Genomic DNA, 14,897 nt, shown 5'->3' with positions numbered 1-14,897 from the left:
GCGGATGTGATCAACCGGGCGAACCTGGGTATGGAAGTGATGCACGAGCGCAATGCTCACAATTTCCCCCTCGACCTCGCTACGGCTGAGGCGCCTGAAATCATCGGCTAGTCCCTAGCGGCTACCCTACTGATTGATTAGCAAAAGAGCGCTCTCCGCAAGGGGGGTGCTCTTTGCTTTGGTGTTGGCGATCGCTACGTTCTAAAATAAGCAATGCCCATCGGCAAGCAAACCCAAGCGAGATAAGACGTCCATAATGCAAGCACTTCGGAATTTACAGCAAAGCCAGGGCGCAGTTTTTTCGTCAGAGGGGATTCCCACTACGTTTAATAATGCTGCTGATTTAGAAACGGTGAAAACTGGAGCCGTGCTGTTCGATCGCAGCCATTGGGGCCTGCTTCAGATGTCTGGGGGCGATCGCCTGCGATTCATTCACAATCAGACCACCAATACGTTTACCCAGCGCCAGCCCGGTGAAGGCTGCGACACCGTATTTGTTACCTCTACTGCCAGAACTATTGACCTGACCACCGTCTACCTAACCGATGAGGCGCTGCTAATTCTCACCTCCCCTGGTCAAGAGCAGCGCTTGATGACCTGGATGGATCGCTACATTTTTCCGGCCGATCAGGTGTCGTTGGCTAACTTAACCGAAAAAATAGCTGTTTTTTCCCTCGTTGGCTCTGGGAGCGCTGCTGTACTTAAGAACTTGGGTATTGAATTAGAGCCTGATTTGCCTACGGCCCACCACCGGAGCATTGACCTCGGTGATATGGCTCTGCGCTTGGCGGTAGGCAGTGGTCTTGCTCTGGCTGGTTACACCCTTTTGATACCGGTAGAAGGCGCAGCATCCGTGTGGCAACAGCTTACGGATGCTGGCCTCATCCCAGTAGGAGAATTGCTCTGGCAGCAGTTGAGGGTGCAGCAGGGGCGACCTACCCCAGAGCGCGAACTCACCGATGACTACAACCCTCTCGAAGCGGGGCTGTGGAACGCGATTTCCTTTGATAAGGGATGCTATATCGGTCAAGAGACTATTGCTCGGTTAAATACCTATCAGGGGGTTAAGCAACAGCTCTGGGGCCTTCAGCTTAGCGGCACAGTTGATCCAGGGGAGGCTATTTTCGCTGAGGACGAAAAAGTAGGTTTACTCACCAGCGTAGTTGAAACTCCCGGTGGTTTAAGGGGGTTGGGCTATATTCGTACCAAGGCTGGTGGAGCCGGCTTAAAAGTCAGTGTTGGTGCGGCTAACGGTGTGGTGGTTGATGTGCCCTATCTAGCTCGAGGGTACTTGACACCAAATAATCTACCTGTCTAAGCAGTAATTTGGGTATTTTTAGGTGAACTCACTTGATTGTATTTAAGTAACGCACTGATTGTATTAAGCTTGGTCAGCTAAGCATTGCCGTACAGATTTATACCCTATGAGCCAACCTAAACGCGCCCTGATTACTGGTATTACCGGTCAGGATGGATCTTATTTAGCAGAATTACTTCTAGATAAAGGCTACGAGGTTCACGGCATTATTCGCCGCACCTCTACATTCAATACTGACCGCATTGATCACGTTTACGTTGATCCCCACAGTGCCGAAGCGCGTCTGTTTTTGCACTATGGCGATTTGACCGATGGCACCATGCTGCGGCGCATTCTCGAACAGGTGCAGCCCCAGGAGGTTTACAACCTGGGTGCTCAGTCCCACGTGCGGGTGAGCTTTGATTCGCCCGAATACACCGTAGATTGTGTTGGTATGGGTACGCTGCGGATTCTTGAAGCAATTCGCGACTATCAGCAACGCACAGGGTTAGAAGTGCGCTTCTACCAAGCTGGCTCCTCTGAGATGTTTGGCAAGGTGCAAGAAATTCCCCAGACGGAAACGACGCCATTTTATCCCCGTAGCCCCTACGCCTGTGCTAAGGTCTTTGCCCACTGGCAAACGATTAACTACCGAGAGTCGTATAACCTGTTTGCCTGCAACGGCATTCTGTTTAATCATGAGTCGCCCCGGCGTGGCGAAACCTTTGTGACTCGCAAAATTACCCGAGCGGTAGCTCGCATTGTGGCCGGTCAGCAGAAAAAACTGTATCTCGGTAATCTTGATGCCAAGCGCGACTGGGGCTATGCCAAAGACTACGTCAAGGCTATGTGGCTGATGCTGCAGCAAGATCAGCCTGATGACTATGTGGTAGCCACCAACGAGACCCACGCCATCAGCGAATTTTTAGATATTGCCTTTGGCCATGTCAACCTCGACTGGCACGATTATGTAGAGTTTGACCCCCGCTACCTTCGGCCTGCTGAAGTGGAACTGCTGATCGGCGACTCAACTAAAGCCCGCCAGGCTTTGGGCTGGGAGCCTAGCGTCACCTTTGAGGAGCTAGTTCACCTGATGGTGGAGAGCGACCTAGAGGCTATCGGTATTCGTCATGGCAACGGTACCCCCTCTGATATGGCGACTATCCGCAAAGAGATGATGCATTTGGCACCCCAGGGCTAACATCTAGATCGGTTAATAACTAAAAAACGGTATCTGTCTTGAGGATAGATACCGTTTTTTAGTTAGCAGGGCATGCGTTTTGGAGACCTTTCCTCTAGTATGGGAAAGAACAACTGGGTAAGTGGCTCAACCCACTGAGTCTTCTGCCCGGATTGCTGTTGTAGGTTTTCCTTTGTATGGCTGACGAAAAGACCCCCCGAGTAGACTCTGCCCCAGCCGAGGATACTCCTGCTCCTCAGGCAGAGGCTCAAACGGCAGATGCTGCGCCCAAAGCTGCTAAAGCTGCCCCTAAGGCAGAGGCTGGAGCTGAGCCCAAAGCTGCCCCTAAAGCAGCCCCTAAGAAGGAAAAGCCTCCGGCGCTAGAAGACAAGCCGTTCACTGAATTCATCGAGCAGCACTTTATTCCAACGCTAGAATCGGCGCTGAAGGATAAGGGCATTGACGATATTCAACTCACCCTCGATCAGCGGCCCTTAGAGGTGTTTGGGGTCAGTGATGATGAGCAGTATTGGCATGTGAAGGGACAGTGGCAGCGGGGCGATCGCCAGTTCAATATTGCCTTTACTAAGGACAATATCTCTAGCCCGAAGCTTTTCTACTATGCCGATAGGGGATCGCAGCCCAGCACCATTGAGCAGTTCATGGGTGACGAGCGTAAAATCACATTAGATTTGCTGGTTCTATTTACTCTAAGACGGCTCAACGGTCAGAAGTGGCTGGCGCGAAATTGAGTGAGTAGGCGGTTGAACAGGCGATGCTTTAGGCTTGTTCTTGACGAAGAATCCGGCTAAGAAGGAATAAATAGGCCTAGTAAGTCGTTCTTAGGCCGAGTGCTTGGCTAGGAACTGCTTGAGCAAGCCGACGACTACGGCAGGATGCTCAACATGGGGAAGTACCCCGGAGTCGGGGATTTCGATCACCTGCTGTACCGCTTTGGGGTTGAGGCTCGCGAGCCGTTTGACCGTGGCCGGTGCTGTGAACCGCGACCCTGACCCCAGCACAATGGTGGTGGGAGTTTGAAGCTGGTGAATGTAGCGCGATAGGTCAAAGCTGATGGCCCCAGTCAGGGACGCCAAGGCGGCATATTCGGCATTGGGCTGCTGGGTGCAGGTGAGATAGCCTTGCACCGTCTCTGGGGTGATGCGACGAGAGTCGGCAAAGAGAAAGGTAGAGAGGAAGGATCGCACCGCCAGTTCGTTGGCTGCCCCTACCTGATACAGCACCTTATCTATGCCAGGTGTACTGGCCAGCAGAGCGGGTAGGCTGGCTTTGTAGTCGCGGCCAAAGTCACTGTTGCCAGAGGGTGACACCAGAAACAGGCCTTTGAATAAATCGGGCCGCAGTCCCGCCAAGCGGATCACTACACCAGCGGTAAGCGAGGTGGCGGCTACTAAGGTCGGTGGCTGGGCCACCGACTCCAGCAGGTGGGTGATCATGTAGAAATAGTCTTCGGTCGAGTAGGTGCGGGGTGGATGGGTTGACTGCCCCCAGCCAATTAGATCGGGGGCAATCACCTGGTGGGTGTTGCCAAAGGCGGCGTAGACCTTAGACCACTCAAAGGCTGAAGAGCCGCCCCCCAAGCTGTGTAGAAAAACGAGGGGCGGACGGGTCGTGTGGCTTTCCCCTTGCCAAGGCCAGCCGCCGGGGGTGTAGTAGGCCATGACCCCTAGGTCTGTGGCAAGGGCCTGCTGAATAAAGCCCAGCGGCTGGAAGTTAAGCATGGTGATATTCGCTAAGATTCGTGGACATAGGGCTAGCCCCGCGCTGTGATTCAATCTTAGGGCTAATCTAAGGGCCTCTGCCGCCCATTTGAATTCTTTTAGGAGGTGAGGTCAACGTTACCGAGCGAGCTATTAATTTATCGATTTCAGGGGGAGGGGCTACAGCCCAAGCGGCTAGCGCTGGATGGAGCAAATCGCGCGATCGCCGCCGATTTCATCCAGCTTTTTCAGCAGCAGGTGGGCCGTACCCAGGGTGACCTCAACCGCCAGCTGCAAGAGCTAGAAGGCGAAGACACCAACTACCGCATCAAGCGTGGGCTGGCTCACATTCTACGTAACAGCTTTGCCACGTTTGATGTGGTGAGTCCGCTAGAGCCCATTGAACTGCGGCGGCGGGTATTTGCGCTGTCCGCCCAATCAATTCCGTCTCCCACAGCTGCCGAGGCTCATTTGACAACTCTGGGCCAGCAGCTTGCTGAAGAGCTAGATCGCGAAGTCTTAGTAGCTGACCTGCGCCAGGGGCTCTACGCCGATCGCCAGGACAATCACATTCTGATCGAGTTTGACGCCCCTGCCCCCGATGCGCTGCTCCATCGCTACAACCTGTCGCAGACCCAGGGGGTGTTCTACAAGGCCAGCGACCTGGTGATGCACTTGTATCGCAACGACCCCGGCGAGTACAAGCTCATGTTTCGCTACCTGAAACTGTTTCGCCTAATGACTTATATCGAGGGCGATGCCGATCAGGGGTTTACCATCACCATCGACGGCCCCGCCAGCCTGTTTAAGCCCAGCACACGCTATGGGGTCGATATTGCCAAGCTGATTCCCGCTATTCTCCACGTCAGTAAGTGGCGGCTGACGGCAACCTTGCAGATGAAGGACAACTTTACCCAACAGGTAAAACCCCGCCAGTTTACCCTCGACAGCGACTGTGGTCTGGTCACCCACTATCCTCCCGGCAAAACCTACGACAGCATGATTGAAGAGTCCTTCGTCAGCCGCTGGCCCGCCAAAACCCCCTGGCGACTAGAGCGGGAGGTGGATCTGGTTCCCCTGCCCGGCAGCGTGATGATCCCTGACTTTCGCCTGGTGCACCCCGACGGGCGCGAGTATTTGCTGGAGATTGTCGGCTACTGGCGGCCTGAATACCTACGTAAGAAATTCGCCCAAGTGCGCAAGTCGGGGCGCAATAACCTAATTTTGGCGGTTTCAGAACGGCTTAACCTGGAAAATGCTGGGGTGGATATTGCGAACGTTCCGGCCCAGGTGGTGTGGTTTAAGACGAAGCTTCAGCCCAAGGTGGTGTTGGAGGTATTGGGAGACTGAATCATTGACGACCACCCAAGTTTTCCTATAGCTACTTCCAGGAAAACTTGGGTTCTGGACTTCTAGACTAGGTCATGATTGTGCCGCCCATGAGTTTTTCGTAGCGCCGCTGGAGTTCCTTTGCCATCTTGGGCCAGCGGGTTAGTTCGGGATCTTCTTTCAGCATGGCTTCTGCTGCTTCGCGGGCCATCATCAACACGTCCTGATCTTCGATCAAACTGGCTAGGGCAAAGTCGGGTAAGCCAGACTGGCGGGTACCTAGCACTTCCCCAGGGCCGCGAAAGCGCAGGTCCATCTCAGCGATAAAGAAGCCGTCTTGGGATTGCTCTAGCACCTTGAGTCGCTGAATGGCGTTTTCGCTGCGACTGCCGCTGAGTAGTAGGCAGAAGGATTGCGCAGCACCGCGCCCCACCCGGCCCCGCAACTGGTGAAGCTGAGAGAGGCCAAACCGCTCGGCGTGCTCAATCAGCATGACTGAGGCGTTGGGAACGTCTACCCCGACTTCCACTACCGTTGTAGACACCAAAATGTGGGATTCCTGGTTGCGGAAAGTGGTGATAGCGGCGTCTTTTTCGGCGGAAGACATGCGGCCGTGGAGCAGGCCGACGGTGAATTCTGGAAAGATGACCTCCGCTAGCCGCTGGTGCTCCTCGACAGCGGATTTAAGATCGAGTTTTTCGGACTCTTCGACTAGAGGAAGCACCACGTAAACCTGTCGACCCTGGGCAATTTCACGCTTGATGAGATCGTAGGCATGGGGGCGTTCTTTGTTGGTCAGCAGGGTTGTTTGAATTGCTTTGCGCCCTGGCGGCAATTCATCAATTTGGCTCACATCCAAATCGCCATGCATAGTCAGCGTGAGCGTACGGGGAATGGGGGTGGCCGTAAGGGTGAGCACGTGGGGGTTTGCGCCTTTTTGGGTCAGTCTTGCCCGCTGCTGGACGCCAAAGCGGTGCTGTTCATCGATCACCACTAAACCGAGGTCGCGGAACTGCACCGGGTCTTCGATCAGGGCGTGGGTACCCACCAGAATGGGCAGTTCACCAGTGGCCAGTTCGCCCAGCATTTTGCGACGTTTGGCGGCGCGGGTTGAGCCGGTGAGCAGTTCGACCGGTAAGTGCAGCTGGTTGAACCATTCCACCAGTTTGCGGTAGTGCTGCTCGGCTAGCACCTCGGTAGGGGCCATGATGGCAGCCTGATAGCCTGACTGAATTGCAGCGAGGGTGGCGACTACGGCTACGACGGTTTTACCAGAGCCGACATCCCCTTGCACCAGACGGTTCATAGGGATGGGCTTTTGCAGGTCAGAGAGGATGTCGTTGACCACCCGCTGCTGGGCACTCGTGAGGCTAAAGGGAATGACGCTGTAGAACTGGTCGATGAGCTTCCCGGTGGGGGCAAGGGCGATCGCGGTTTGCTGGGCTTGCTGCTGCTGACGACGACGCAAAAGGCCTAGCTGAAGATAGAGAAATTCATCGAACACTAGGCGGCGACGGGCTTGAGCTAGGTTCTCTTCATCGTCGGGGAAGTGGATCTGGGCGATCGCATCCTCCACCTTTATTAGCTCATACCGCTGCCGCAGATCTACCGGCAGGGGATCCTGGAGTTCCGGTACCGCCGGTAGGGAAGCGGCTACAGCTTTGCGCACCAGATCCGCCGGAACCCCCTCGGTGAGGGAATATACCGGCACCATGCGACCAATGGTGAGGGATTCGATGCGATCGCTCAAGCTATCCAACACCTCCAAATGCGGATCTTCCAGCGTTACCCCAAATTTGCTGTCTTTGACCAGGCCGGAGGCGGCAACGATCGCCCCCTGGGGATACTGGCGCTTTTGCTGCTGCTGCCAGCCGGGGGCGGCGTAGCGATTGCCGGGGTAGAAGCGGTTGAGCTTGAGGGTGCCGCTGCCGTCGGAGAGCTGAAGCTCAAAAATGGTGAGCTTTTTGTTGCGCGGGCTAGTGAAGCAGTTGACCCGCTTGACGGTGCCAACGATGGTGACGGTTTCACCCGGTTCTAAATCGCGAATTTTGACCTGCTGGGCGTAGTTGATGTGGTCGCGAGGGTAATAGTAGAGCACATCCTGCACAGTGAACAGGCCTAGCTTGGCCAAGCGCTCGCTATTTTTGGGGCCGATGCCCTTCAAGTAAGTGACGGGCTGGTCAAGGCTAAAGCCAAAGCTGCCGGTGCCAGAGGCCTCGGCTAGCTGAGTAGTTTTGGAGGCGGCTTTGGACGTTTTGGACGTTTTAGCTGTCTTAGTCGCGGTTGACTTCTGAACGTCTGAAGCGCTGTCTTCACGGGTACGGAGGGATTTGGTCTCGGCATATTTTTCCAGCAGGCGCTGAGTACCGTGGAGAAAGCGGCGGGTTTCAGCCACTAGGTGTTGGCGTTGCGAAAAGCTGAGGTCGATGTAGACGTCGTACTTTTGGGCCAGGCTCTGCCAGGATTGTTGTTGATCACTGGGAAGAACGGCTGGAGCCTGTTGCAGGCTGTCGCGCAGAAATTCGTTGAAGCTCTGCTGTTTGCCCACCAAATTGTTGAAGCCGGTTTCGGCCTCGACTGAGAGGGCTCGCTGGAGCCGTACCCAGTCGGGTAGGGAGGTCTGTGCTTCTGACATGGATGCTTCCCCAGCGCTCTACCGGGAGGAATCGTCGTACCAGACTGCTCGCCAGGCTTGTTCGGCCTGGGCGATCGCTAGCTCACGCTCGGCCCGCTGGTACTGTTTGCCCAGCTTGCGCAGTTGTCCTACAGCAGTCCGTAGTTTGCTGCGCCATAGAGCAGTCTGCACATCCCCCAACTCTAGATCGGCCAGACGCAGCTGAACGGCGGCCAAATGGGTCATGGTGCCTTCTAGGGCCTCGTCCTCCTCGTCTGAGCCATCGGTGTCGTCCTCGTCGCGTTCGGTTTGCTGACGGTCAACTTCTGCGGCTACGTCTCCAGCCATAGCCACCAGCACATTGAGCACGTTGGGGACGGCGCGTCCCTTAGGCACTGCCATGTCTGCGTCGGAGGCGACCTCTAATACCGACTCGGGCAGGTCAGGAATAACTTGGGCCTTGCGCAACAGCCGATTAGCTTTCCTGGAGACGCGCTGAAGTACGTCGCGGATTCTCTGCTCTAAAATTAGGTGGTGCTTGGCGACTAAGGTAGGGGTCAGTGGGTCGCCGGTAAAAGGGCGATCGCGAAATACGTCATCTATGTCGCTAGAAATAGCCGCCATTAGAACAGACTGGATGAGCTGCTTAGGGTCAAGAGCCGAAGCTTCACCGTCAGAGGATAATTCGTTTTCTGAGGACGGTGGCGGGGTTTCAGCAGACTCTGACACCGGATCCCCATCGGAATTTTCGATGATTGTCCCCTCTACTGCTTCTACAAAGGCGACTTCTACAGGCCCCTCGATCGCCTCGGCATCGGCTTCGTCAGCGTCTGCTTGCTCCTCCTGCTCCGAAACTTCATCGTCAGAGGAGTCTGTGGAAGGCTGGGTGAGGGCCACCAGAGCAGTTTCTAAGCGACTGAGGTCGTCGCGGTCAAGATTGGGTTCAGCTGGGGATGAGTCGGGCTCCATAAGCTGCTGTAGCCAGCCTTGGGCTTTGTGACCCAGGGTTTGCATGCCCTGCTGCAAGCGGCCGCGATCGCTCACGGTCAGGGCTAAAAATTCTTCAGGGTAGACCTGGGTACAAAGATGGTAGGTGGCCATAACGACCTGGCGCCGCACAGTCTGCCCCAGCACCGTCAGATAGGTAGCATAAATTTGGCTAAACTCTTCGGCCAGGGTGGCGGTAGCACCCTCTAGCCCATTGAGATCTTTGCGAATGCTTTCAACTGGCCTTACCATACCGCCTTCCCCACGCCATACCTGATTATAGGGAAATATTGAAAGCGGGGGCACGATACCTGCACCCCCGCTATTGGCAATGGCTAAGGATCGGTCTGTGACCATCGCTAACTCAGCCGTTAGCTCCTAGCCTGAAGTTAGCTAATTCTCGCCTTACTTCTTCTTCTTGCCTTTTTCTTTCTTGGGTGCGGCCTCTGCTTTAGGCTCGGCTGTCGGCTCGGCCTCGGCTACGAGTTCCTCTTTTTTGTTGAGACCAGCCTGAGCCGCGACTTCCTCCGCAAAGTTGCTCTCTTCCTTCTCAATACCCTCACCCAGCACAAACCGGGAGAAGCGGCGCACCTGAATGTTTTCGCCCAGCTTAGAAACGGCCTGCTTGACCAACTCTTCTACCGAGATGTTTTGGTCTTTGATGAACGGCTGATCCATCAAAGCTAGTTCTTTCAAGCGCTTTTGAATGCGGCCTTCCACAATCTTCTCACGCATGGCCTCGGGCTTGTTGGCGATATCGTCGCGGCCCATTTCGATGGATTTTTCCTTGGCGACGATCTCTGCCGGAATGTCACTGACCCGAACGTATTCCACATTGGAGGAAGCTACAATCTGCATCGCAATATCGCGAACAAGAGTCTTGAACTCTTCGCGACGGGACACAAAATCAGTTTCGCAGTTAACCTCCACGAGCACGCCAACGCGATCGCCCGTGTGAACATATTGACCGATAAGGCCCTCGGCAGCTACCCGACCCTCTTTCTTAGAGGCCGAAGCAATGCCCTTTTGGCGCAGCCATTCAATTGATTTCTCGATGTTGCCATCGTTTTCTTTGAGGGCTTTTTTGCAATCCATCATGCCCGCGCCAGTCTTGTCGCGCAGGTCTTTAACGAGCTTTGCAGAAATTTCTGCCATGGTGATCTACCGTCCTAACGCGCTATCGTCAAACTCAATACAAACTTACAGGGAAAGGCCCTAGTTCAGCTTAAACCCCAGGGGCCACCTCAACTAAGGCAGTTGTTAGGCAAAGGCAGAATATTCTGTCTTTGCCTAACATAATTTGGCTTTAGGAATCTCTCGCACGAGATGGTGCAGACTGAGTCCTAGTCGTCGCTGGCAGCGGGAGCGTCGTAGCCGTACTCGTCGTCTTCGCCGCCGTCGTAGTCTTCGTAGTCGTCATCAGCACCACGAGCTTTGGCACCATTGGAGCCCTCGTAGATGGCGTCGGCCAGCTTGCCCAGAATCAGCTTGATGGAGCGAATAGCATCATCGTTGCCAGGAATGGGCACATCTACCAGGTCGGGATCGCAGTTAGTATCTAGCAGCGAAATGATGGGAATACCCAGCTTGTGGCATTCCGACACCGCGTTGTATTCGCGCTTGATGTCAACGATGATGGCGACATCGGGCACCTTGCGCATGGTTTTGATCCCACCCAGGTACTTTTGCAGCTTCTCTAGCTCGCGGCGCAGCACGGCGGCTTCTTTTTTAGGACGCAGGTCAATGGCTCCCAATTCTTCCATGCGCTCAAGCTCTTTGAGGCGGTTAGCGCGCGACTTGATGGTTTCCCAGTTGGTCAGCATGCCGCCCAGCCAGCGCTGGTTGACGTAGTGGGAGCCGCAGCGGGCAGACTCTTGGGCCACGATGCCAGCCGCCTGGCGCTTGGTGCCAATGAACAGGAACTTTTGCCCCTGCTCGGCGGCGCCGCGAACAAATTTGTAGGCTTCTTCCATCAGCTGGGCAGTTTGCACCAGGTCAATGATGTGAACGCCGTTGCGGGAGGTAAAGATGTACTGATCCATCTTGGGATTCCAGCGGCGGGTTTGGTGGCCGAAGTGAACCCCAGATTCTAGTAGCTCAGGGAGAGTAATAACGGGCATTTGGTTTTGACTCCTTTCGGGTTAATCCTCCATTCGAACGTGCTTCCCAAAGGGAAGACCCGAAAATTCGAATGTGTGGTTTTTGACAACTTTTCTAGGATATCACAAAAGGGTAAGGGATAAGGTTTAGAGGTGTAGGGTTTAGGGGAAATACCACCCTAAACCCTCCGCCCTACACCCTAATCGTCAAAGTGCTTGACGATCGCCTCGGCAAACTCTGAGCACTTTAGCGGTGGGTTGACCGGCGGTTCCATCAGGCGGGCTAGGTCGTAGGTGACTTCGCGCGAGGCGATCGCTGCCCCCATCCCCTTTTTGATCAAATCCGCGGCTTCTTGCCAGCCCATATACTCCAGCATCATGACGCCAGAGAGAATGACGGAGCCGGGGTTGATGCGGTCTAGACCAGCGTGCTTGGGGGCGGTGCCGTGGGTGGCTTCAAAGATGGCGCAGGTGTCACCAATGTTGGCCCCTGGTCCCATGCCCAATCCGCCGACGATCGCTGCCGCCGCATCCGAGAGATAGTCGCCGTTCAGGTTCATGGTGGCGAGAATGGAGTATTCGTCGGGCCGGGTTTGAATCTGCTGGAAGATGCTGTCGGCGATGCGATCGTTCACCATGATTTTGTCTTTCCACTGGCCGTTGCCGTGGGTCTCCCAAATGGCGGCGAGAATACCCTCAACTTCAGCATGGATGGCGGCTTTTTTCTCAGGCGTTAGTGCATCGTAGCCGGGTTCAATCTGGCGGGCGTTGTCTTCGGTGGAGAGATCAGGCTTGGCCTCTTTATTGCCCAGAATCCAGGACTCGCGCTCGGTAACGCAGTCGGCGCGAAATTCTGAGGTGGCCAACTCATAACCCCAGTCGCGGAAGGCCCCTTCGGTGTACTTCATGATGTTGCCCTTGTGCACCAGGGTGACCTGCTGCTTGTCTTTGGGCAGGCGCAGGGCGTGCTTCATAGCGCGGCGCACTAGGCGCTGGCTACCGGTTTTGCTGATTGGCTTGATGCCAATGCCCGAGTCGAGGGGAATCTGCTTTTTGCCATGCTCTGGGGTGGCGGGGATCAGCTCGGTGTTGAGATATTTGATCAGCTGGTCGCCGAGCGGGTCACCTTGCTTCCACTCGATGCCTAGGTAGATGTCTTCGGTGTTCTCTCTATAAATAATGACGTCGAGTTTTTCAGGGCTGCGGTGGGGAGAGGGGGTGCCCGCGTAGTACTTGCAGGGGCGCACGCAGGCGTAGAGGTCGTTGATCTGTCGCAGGGCTACATTGAGGGAGCGAATGCCGCCGCCGACTGGGGTGGTGAGAGGACCCTTGATCGCTACGCCAAATTCTTCAATGGCTTTGAGGGTGTCGTCGGGCAGGTATTGGTAGGTGCCGTACTGCTCACAGGCTTCGTCGCCAGCGTAGACTCGAAACCAAACAATCTCGCGCTTGCCGCCGTAGGCTGCTGCTACCGCCGCATCAAACACCCGCTGGGCGGCGGGCCAGATGTCTACCCCCGTTCCATCGCCACGGATGTAGGGAATGATAGGCGTGTCTGGCACGACGGGTTCGCCATCTTTAAAGGTGATGCGTTCGCCTACTGCCGGGGGAGTGATCCGTTCGTACATCGCAAATTGCCCGCAAACGACAAAACATCCCATAGTCTAATGCGCTTTAACCCACATTTTTGCTCGTTGAGCAACGATTTAGATCTGGGGGTTAAACCGTCTGGAGAGTCTTTGGCCCCTAACCCTCTCTAGGTAGCGAGATGGCACTTATTTGCTGTAGTCGTTGGGGTCTAGCGGTGGCGGTAACGCGACAGATTGCTGTCGCTGTGCTTTTGCCTTTGCCCTCAACCCTAGTCTGCCTTGCTGTTGAGATCTTGAATGTATGAATACGGTTTTAATTGTTGACGATGATCCCATACTGCAAATGACGCTGACCCGGCGCTTGGAAGCTCAGGGGTTTAAGGTAATCAGCGCGACCTCAGGTCAAGAGGCGCTAGATTTGTTGAGCAACCAACCTGCGGATGTGGTGGTGTCAGACGTGATGATGCCGGGCATGAACGGGTTTGAGTTCTGCCATCATCTGCGCTCTAGCCCCGCTGGAGAAATGGTGCCGTTTATCTTTCTCTCTAGCCTGGGAGAGCTAACTAACCGGGTGCAGGGCCACATGCTGGGAGCCGATGACTATTTAGTCAAGCCTTTCTCGGCTCAGGAACTGATTGCCAAGGTAAGGGGGGCGATCGCGCGATCGCAGCGTCTCCACAGCACCCTAGAGCGCCTGCTTGACCAGTCTGCCCTTCAGCCCCCCCCTCTACCCTTGACCCCAGCCGAAGAGCGGGTGTTTTGGGAGGTTGTCCAAGGCTTCACCAACAAGCAGATCGGCGAACATCTCTTTCTGAGCCCCCGCACGGTGCAAACCCATCTCAGCAACATGCTGGCTAAGCTCAATCTCGAGAACCGATCGCAGATCGTGCGCTTTGCCTTTGAGCGCGGATATCGGATGCCGGAGGAGTTGGAGCGGAGTTGATAGGGACGGTGAGGACGATGAGGGAGGTGAGGATGGAGAGTTTTGAGTGCTTAGTTTTGAGTTTTGCTATACACCAGGCATTCAACCCTCAAAATTCAAAACTTAAAGCTTTCTGCCCAAACTTCTCTATCCTCCCTATCTCCCCCACCCCCCACTTCACCTCCCTGCCCAACACGTTCTATCATTGAGAACGGGCACTTTCATGCGGTATCTATGGTTTCGGACGGCGACACACTGATGAATTTGCGCGCTCAGCTCCAGGGCGATTCGCTGAAAAAGCAGCTTTCGGCGGTGCATGAGCTGTTGGCCCTGGGGCAAGAGGGGCTGGAGGTGTTGACCGCTACCATAGTGGAGCGCAAAGATGAGCCACCCACGATTTTAGACGGCAAGATTTTTCAGGTACTCTACGCCACTGATCAGAGTGAGCTGCGCGGAGTTTTGGCTCAGCACTGGCCCCAGGGGCGGCTGGAGATGCCGTCAGAGCAGGGCGTAGACTACGGGCCGTTGCAAGAGGTGTTAATTCAGCAGGAGTTTGAAGAGGCCGATCGGCTGACGTTGGCCAAGCTGTGTGAGCTGGCAGGGCCGACGGCGGTGAAGCGCAAGTGGATCTACTTCACTGAGGTGGAACAGTTTCCGGTGGTGGATCTGCACACCATTGACCGGCTGTGGCTGCTTTACTCGGAGGGTAAGTTTGGCTTCTCGGTGCAGCGCCGTCTCTGGCTCAGCCTGGGTCAAAATTGGGATAAGTTTTGGCCCCGCATCGCCTGGAAGGACGACAACATCTGGACTCGCTACCCCGGCGGCTTTATTTGGGATTTGAGCGCTCCTGACGGTCACTTACCCCTGTCAAACCAGCTGCGCGGCGTACGAATGATGTCATCGCTCCTGACTCACCCCGCGTGGAACGAAGGGGCATAGGTGCCGAAGCAGCGGGCTAAGGCCGACCTGCCTACCAAGGTTTGCCCGGTCTGTCAGCGCCCGTTTACCTGGCGCAAGAAGTGGGCTGACTGCTGGGATGAGGTGAAGTATTGCAGCGATCGCTGCCGCCGTCGTCGCCAGTAGAGCCTTAACCTGAAAAGGCGTTCTCGCCAGCCTTGCCTGCTGTCTGTTGCCTCGCAAGGATGCTGGATGGAGATTT

The 14,897-nt window shown here is 55.4% G+C and carries 13 protein-coding genes and 1 pseudogene; 8 read left to right on the top strand and 6 right to left on the bottom strand.

Translation table 11 applies throughout. The annotated features are described in order from the left end of the window. The 4 genes and pseudogenes from H6F57_RS27475 to H6F57_RS06930 all read left to right on the top strand — a co-directional run. Positions 1-111: pseudogene (locus H6F57_RS27475) on the top strand (photosystem II q(b) protein); the annotation flags it as partial. Between the two features lie 145 nt (positions 112-256). After that, positions 257-1,318 carry a folate-binding protein YgfZ gene (locus H6F57_RS06940; RefSeq protein ID WP_190627048.1) on the top strand — a complete coding sequence of 354 codons (1,062 nt, stop codon included), beginning with the start codon at positions 257-259 and terminating at the stop codon, positions 1,316-1,318. Between the two features lie 106 nt (positions 1,319-1,424). Beyond that, positions 1,425-2,498, top strand: a complete 1,074-nt coding sequence (gmd, locus tag H6F57_RS06935) for a GDP-mannose 4,6-dehydratase (RefSeq protein ID WP_190627045.1) — start codon at positions 1,425-1,427, stop codon at positions 2,496-2,498. Between the two features lie 176 nt (positions 2,499-2,674). Continuing rightward, entirely contained in the window at positions 2,675-3,229 is a 555-nt protein-coding gene (locus H6F57_RS06930) for a DUF2996 domain-containing protein (RefSeq protein ID WP_190627043.1), read from the top strand. Between the two features lie 90 nt (positions 3,230-3,319). Here the strand turns inward: H6F57_RS06930 and H6F57_RS06925 are convergent, their stop codons facing one another. Next, positions 3,320-4,219 (bottom strand): alpha/beta hydrolase, encoded by a 900-nt coding sequence (locus H6F57_RS06925; RefSeq protein ID WP_190627041.1) that lies wholly within the window; start codon positions 4,217-4,219, stop codon positions 3,320-3,322. A 105-nt stretch (positions 4,220-4,324) separates the two neighbouring features. Between H6F57_RS06925 and H6F57_RS06920 the strand changes: the two genes are divergently transcribed. Continuing rightward, complete coding sequence (locus tag H6F57_RS06920; protein ID WP_190627039.1) at positions 4,325-5,548, top strand: DUF790 family protein; 1,224 nt, start codon at positions 4,325-4,327, stop codon at positions 5,546-5,548. A gap of 67 nt (positions 5,549-5,615) precedes the next feature. Here the strand turns inward: H6F57_RS06920 and recG are convergent, their stop codons facing one another. The 5 genes from recG to H6F57_RS06895 form a co-directional block, all read right to left on the bottom strand. Further along, the gene (gene recG / locus H6F57_RS06915; RefSeq protein WP_190627037.1) at positions 5,616-8,162 is read right to left on the bottom strand and encodes an ATP-dependent DNA helicase RecG; all 2,547 of its coding nucleotides are present in this window, start codon (positions 8,160-8,162) and stop codon (positions 5,616-5,618) included. A gap of 18 nt (positions 8,163-8,180) precedes the next feature. Next, the gene (locus H6F57_RS06910; protein ID WP_190627035.1) at positions 8,181-9,380 is read right to left on the bottom strand and encodes a hypothetical protein; all 1,200 of its coding nucleotides are present in this window, start codon (positions 9,378-9,380) and stop codon (positions 8,181-8,183) included. A gap of 153 nt (positions 9,381-9,533) precedes the next feature. Continuing rightward, positions 9,534-10,283 (bottom strand): translation elongation factor Ts, encoded by a 750-nt coding sequence (gene tsf / locus H6F57_RS06905; protein ID WP_190627034.1) that lies wholly within the window; start codon positions 10,281-10,283, stop codon positions 9,534-9,536. 188 nt (positions 10,284-10,471) lie between these two features. Further along, positions 10,472-11,248 (bottom strand): 30S ribosomal protein S2, encoded by a 777-nt coding sequence (gene rpsB / locus H6F57_RS06900; protein WP_190627032.1) that lies wholly within the window; start codon positions 11,246-11,248, stop codon positions 10,472-10,474. 179 nt (positions 11,249-11,427) lie between these two features. Further along, the gene (locus tag H6F57_RS06895) at positions 11,428-12,855 is read right to left on the bottom strand and encodes an NADP-dependent isocitrate dehydrogenase (protein WP_190627030.1); all 1,428 of its coding nucleotides are present in this window, start codon (positions 12,853-12,855) and stop codon (positions 11,428-11,430) included. A 262-nt stretch (positions 12,856-13,117) separates the two neighbouring features. On the opposite strand from H6F57_RS06895, the gene H6F57_RS06890 reads away from it, so the two are divergent. The 3 genes from H6F57_RS06890 to H6F57_RS06880 all read left to right on the top strand — a co-directional run bounded on the left by H6F57_RS06890 (position 13,118) and on the right by H6F57_RS06880 (position 14,821). Beyond that, positions 13,118-13,759, top strand: coding sequence for a response regulator transcription factor (locus tag H6F57_RS06890; protein WP_190627028.1), 642 nt, complete (start codon positions 13,118-13,120; stop codon positions 13,757-13,759). A gap of 213 nt (positions 13,760-13,972) precedes the next feature. Further along, positions 13,973-14,677 carry a GUN4 domain-containing protein gene (locus H6F57_RS06885; RefSeq protein WP_190627026.1) on the top strand — a complete coding sequence of 235 codons (705 nt, stop codon included), beginning with the start codon at positions 13,973-13,975 and terminating at the stop codon, positions 14,675-14,677. After that, positions 14,678-14,821 (top strand): DUF2256 domain-containing protein, encoded by a 144-nt coding sequence (locus tag H6F57_RS06880; protein ID WP_190627023.1) that lies wholly within the window; start codon positions 14,678-14,680, stop codon positions 14,819-14,821. It begins immediately after the preceding gene. Positions 14,822-14,897: the final 76 nt, after the last annotated feature.

Origin of the sequence: Leptolyngbya sp. FACHB-60, from assembly GCF_014695775.1 — a bacterium.
Classification (GTDB): Bacteria; Cyanobacteriota; Cyanobacteriia; order Phormidesmidales; family Phormidesmidaceae; genus Nodosilinea.
Note: the sequence above shows the minus strand (reverse complement) of the source record. Positions and strands in the feature narration are given on the sequence as shown.

What these genes read in the sequence shown, in the direction of transcription:
- H6F57_RS06940 (WP_190627048.1), top strand. Translation starts at nt 257, where the DNA reads ATGCAAGCACTTCGGAATTTACAGCAAAGCCAGGGCGCAGTTTTTTCG.
- gmd (WP_190627045.1), top strand. Translation starts at nt 1,425, where the DNA reads ATGAGCCAACCTAAACGCGCCCTGATTACTGGTATTACCGGTCAGGAT.
- H6F57_RS06930 (WP_190627043.1), top strand. Translation starts at nt 2,675, where the DNA reads ATGGCTGACGAAAAGACCCCCCGAGTAGACTCTGCCCCAGCCGAGGAT.
- H6F57_RS06925 (WP_190627041.1), bottom strand. Translation starts at nt 4,219, where the DNA reads ATGCTTAACTTCCAGCCGCTGGGCTTTATTCAGCAGGCCCTTGCCACA.
- recG (WP_190627037.1), bottom strand. Translation starts at nt 8,162, where the DNA reads ATGTCAGAAGCACAGACCTCCCTACCCGACTGGGTACGGCTCCAGCGA.
- H6F57_RS06910 (WP_190627035.1), bottom strand. Translation starts at nt 9,380, where the DNA reads ATGGTAAGGCCAGTTGAAAGCATTCGCAAAGATCTCAATGGGCTAGAG.
- tsf (WP_190627034.1), bottom strand. Translation starts at nt 10,283, where the DNA reads ATGGCAGAAATTTCTGCAAAGCTCGTTAAAGACCTGCGCGACAAGACT.
- rpsB (WP_190627032.1), bottom strand. Translation starts at nt 11,248, where the DNA reads ATGCCCGTTATTACTCTCCCTGAGCTACTAGAATCTGGGGTTCACTTC.
- H6F57_RS06895 (WP_190627030.1), bottom strand. Translation starts at nt 12,855, where the DNA reads ATGTACGAACGGATCACTCCCCCGGCAGTAGGCGAACGCATCACCTTT.
- H6F57_RS06890 (WP_190627028.1), top strand. Translation starts at nt 13,118, where the DNA reads ATGAATACGGTTTTAATTGTTGACGATGATCCCATACTGCAAATGACG.
- H6F57_RS06885 (WP_190627026.1), top strand. Translation starts at nt 13,973, where the DNA reads ATGGTTTCGGACGGCGACACACTGATGAATTTGCGCGCTCAGCTCCAG.